General features: G+C 57.2%; 3 protein-coding genes and 1 pseudogene. 3 read left to right on the top strand and 1 reads right to left on the bottom strand.

The window, feature by feature from the left end:
* Positions 1-208 precede the first annotated feature (208 nt).
* Complete coding sequence (locus KHC19_RS08190) at positions 209-751, bottom strand: hypothetical protein (protein ID WP_213351873.1); 543 nt, start codon at positions 749-751, stop codon at positions 209-211.
* Between the two features lie 1240 nt (positions 752-1991).
* Between KHC19_RS08190 and tnpB the strand changes: the two genes are divergently transcribed.
* The 3 genes and pseudogenes from tnpB to KHC19_RS08205 all read left to right on the top strand — a co-directional run.
* Complete coding sequence (gene tnpB / locus KHC19_RS08195) at positions 1992-2318, top strand: IS66 family insertion sequence element accessory protein TnpB (RefSeq protein WP_213351874.1); 327 nt, start codon at positions 1992-1994, stop codon at positions 2316-2318.
* A 42-nt stretch (positions 2319-2360) separates the two neighbouring features.
* The gene (locus KHC19_RS08200) at positions 2361-2867 is read left to right on the top strand and encodes an IS66 family transposase (RefSeq protein WP_213351875.1); all 507 of its coding nucleotides are present in this window, start codon (positions 2361-2363) and stop codon (positions 2865-2867) included.
* 77 nt (positions 2868-2944) lie between these two features.
* Positions 2945-3321 (top strand): annotated as a pseudogene (locus KHC19_RS08205) (transposase); the annotation flags it as partial.

The following is a 3321-nucleotide window of genomic DNA, read 5'->3' on the forward strand; positions in this document are numbered from 1 at the left end:
GCTCCGAAAAGCCGAAGCTGTTCGTCCGTCAGCCAAGCCATGACAGGCTGGGACTAAACACCTAGGTCGAGATAAGCGAGAGAGAACCGCGTCGCGCTAAGGAGATGGCATCAGATATGGCGGACCAATGGACGATGATGATCCGGTTGACGTGATAGGCGTCACGCAACGTATCCCCTGGTGGCTCGATGGGCGCCCGTTACCGTGACTATGGCGCCTCGCCGTCATACTCGTCATCGCTAAATGACTTACACGTGATCCGATGATCAAGATATGATTCCACTCCGTCGGCGGCCACTTTCTCAGACGTCGTTTCCGACAATCCGGACACCAATGTCGACGTCATATTCTCAACGGATTCTATACTAACGAATTTTATATATATTCTTCCACTTGAATTTTGTGTTTTTATTAAATATCGCTCATCAGATGTTTTTTTGATCTCTGGGGCCATCCGCCCGGGATTCGCGCGCCCGTATGCCGTTAAATATCTTTTACAAATAGCCAGTTCCTTGATGTTCGTTAAATTTCTATTTTCACCCTTATTTACAGCTTCCTGCGCTAAGTTGCGCATATCTCGTACTTTCTGTCCAAGCAATGACCCTCCACTTGCCCGCTCGATAATAGCACGAAGCGACGCCTTCATATTAATAAAATCATCAAACGCATTGATAATTACATCATAAAAGCCATCATCATCCAGATGACTAATGGCGTCACCAGGGCTATTTTCATTTTCATTGGTATCCATTATGCCACTCATTATGCATCCATTATTATGATAAACGCCTCTCTATTTTACTATCGGCGGCGACGTAATCAGTAAAATACATTGTAACAAACATTCTTCGTTCAATATATACCAAATTAAATACACCCATCAAGCGCTTCCATCTATATCAGTCGCACTGAGCACAAGGGCATGGAATTCCGTAGGATCAAATCTTGCTTCAGTTCCGCACATTCGGACTTCTGCTCGCGAGGCCACGTCCAACACTGCGTGACTGACTAGCATGCACTCGTAGCCAGCCGTAGCGAAGAGCCATCCACTGGCCACGTCCTCCACGAACAAACGCGAGAGCGCTTCAAGTCGAATTGTGATGGCGTCCAACATCTCGGTATCGATATCGGCACCCAACTCGCCGAGCACTACGAGCACAATTCCCACCAGTTCGAGGGATCCCCCCATCTGCGCTCTGGAAACCGCGTCGCTCGCCCGAATAAGAATCCGAGGCGGAACCCTCATTGTCGTCACATGCCCACCCCGTCAATCCATTAAAAAACATTTGGCAAATAGCGCGAATCATCCGCGTCCGCCAATTTTATTTCAACGGCCTGGTCGAGGGGACGCCACTTGGGATCAACCGCAAACGACCCGTTGATCGGCTCTGATTTCACTGAAAATTTTCAAAGCCAAAATCCGAATAGTCTCGAGCGACACGCCTCCTCGGACGAATGTCAAAAAGTAATCCCCCCGCGAGCGAGCCGGAGCGAACGGCGCACATCGCTTAGCCAGACAGCCCCACGCAGTTCGCAACAGCGGTGACGGGATCATTGACTGCAACGGAAAGCGCTCGAATTGGATCGGGAGACAGCGCACGTGTCGTCGCTCTCCCGCCCCCTGCATCGCAAAGAGGCCCTTTAATTGGCGTTGATATATGGTGGCATTTAAATAGGAAAGAACGCGTTCGAGTAGGAGCAGTGACCGCTCTCGGCGACGAGACGATGAAGGCCGGCAAGAACGTCGCAAGGAGTTCCTCACTGGCATGGTGCACCGGCGGGTGTGAACGGCCGTGCACAAGGCGCGGATCGTGACAGGGAGTTGCAAACCTGCGAGGGTGAGGACAGTTGCCTCGCCGCCCCGCGTTATCGCGGCAGCAGTTGTTCACCTAGCAGCGCGAGATCCGCAAACCCGCGGAAGCGATGCCGGCATTCGTGCCGGCGCCTGCTGAAGGCTGGACGGTGACCGGCCGGGTCGGCGCGTCAACGTCATGGCTGCAACGAAGCCCATCGACTTCCGCAAGGGCGCGAAGTCCGTGGCCGCGCTGGTGCGCGAGACGATGGGCGCCGATCCCTTCTCGGGCACGCTCTATGTGTTCCGGGCCAAGCGTCCGGACCACGTGAAGCTGGTGTTCTGGGATGGCACCGGCGTCGTGCTGGTCTCGAAGCGACTGGAGGATAGCGAGTTCCGCTGGCCAAAGATCGAGGACGGCACCCTGCGGCTGACAGCTGCGCAGTTGCAGGCACTGTTCGAGGGGCTGGACTGGCGGCGGGTGCATGAGCCGCAACGGATATCGACACCGATCGCGGCGGGGTGAAAGGGCGCGCAACCATCTGACGAATATGATTGAATCGGCGTCATGGTCTCGCTCTCTTCCGCGCTTCCCCATGATCCCGAGACGCTTCAGGCGATGCTGATCGCGCGGGAATCGGCGATCGAGCGCCTGCGCCAGATCATCAAGGAGTTGCAGCGCCATCGCTTTGGCCGTCGGGCGGAAACCTTGCCCGAGGATCAGCTCTGCTGGCCCTGGAAAAGGCCGAGCAGGTCGAAGCCGTGGGCATCGCCGCGTCCGAGGAGAAGACGGCCGAGAAGGCCGCCCGGATCGCGAAGCGCCGCGCGAACCGCGGCACGCTGCCGGCGCATCTGCCGCGGATCGAGACGGTGGTCGATATCGAGAGCGACCTCTGTCCCTGCTGTTCCAAAATACGCCGGCCGATCCTGCGAGGACGTCGTGGTGCAGGCGCCCGCACCGGCGCGGCTGATCGAGGGCGGCATCCCGACCAAGGCGACCGTAGCCCAGGTGCGGGTCTCCAAATACGCTGATCATCTGCTCCTGTATCGTCAGGCCCGGATCTATGCCCGCTAGGGTGTCATGCTCGATTTGACGTGCTCCCCTGAATTCCTGCCGCGGATAAGTTGGGTCCTTCGATCAGGAGAAGGACCATGCGGCGGAGCCGTTTCAGCGAGGAGCAGATCATCTCGGTGCTGAAGGAGCACGAGGCGGGGATGAAGACCGCCGATGTGTGCCGCAAGCACGGGATCTCGGACGCCACGCTCTACAAGTGGAAGGCTCGGTACGGCGGCATGACAGCCTCCGAGACGGCGCGGCTCCGCACGCTCGAGGAGGAGAACCGGCGGCTGAAGAAGCTGCTGGCCGAACAGATGCTCGACAATGCGGTGCTGAAGGATCTGCTCGGAAAAAACTGAGCTCGCCTGCGGCGCGGTTCGCGACGGTGAAGCGCGTGATCGATGATCACGGCTACTCGGAGCGCCGGGCCTGCAGGCTGATCGGAGTGGATCGGTCGAGCTTCCAGTACCGG

It is taken from the genome of Ancylobacter oerskovii (genome assembly GCF_018390555.1).
Taxonomy (GTDB): Bacteria; Pseudomonadota; Alphaproteobacteria; order Rhizobiales; family Xanthobacteraceae; genus Ancylobacter; species Ancylobacter oerskovii.

What these genes read in the sequence shown, in the direction of transcription:
- KHC19_RS08190 (WP_213351873.1), bottom strand. Translation starts at nt 751, where the DNA reads ATGGATACCAATGAAAATGAAAATAGCCCTGGTGACGCCATTAGTCAT.
- tnpB (WP_213351874.1), top strand. Translation starts at nt 1,992, where the DNA reads ATGGCTGCAACGAAGCCCATCGACTTCCGCAAGGGCGCGAAGTCCGTG.
- KHC19_RS08200 (WP_213351875.1), top strand. Translation starts at nt 2,361, where the DNA reads ATGGTCTCGCTCTCTTCCGCGCTTCCCCATGATCCCGAGACGCTTCAG.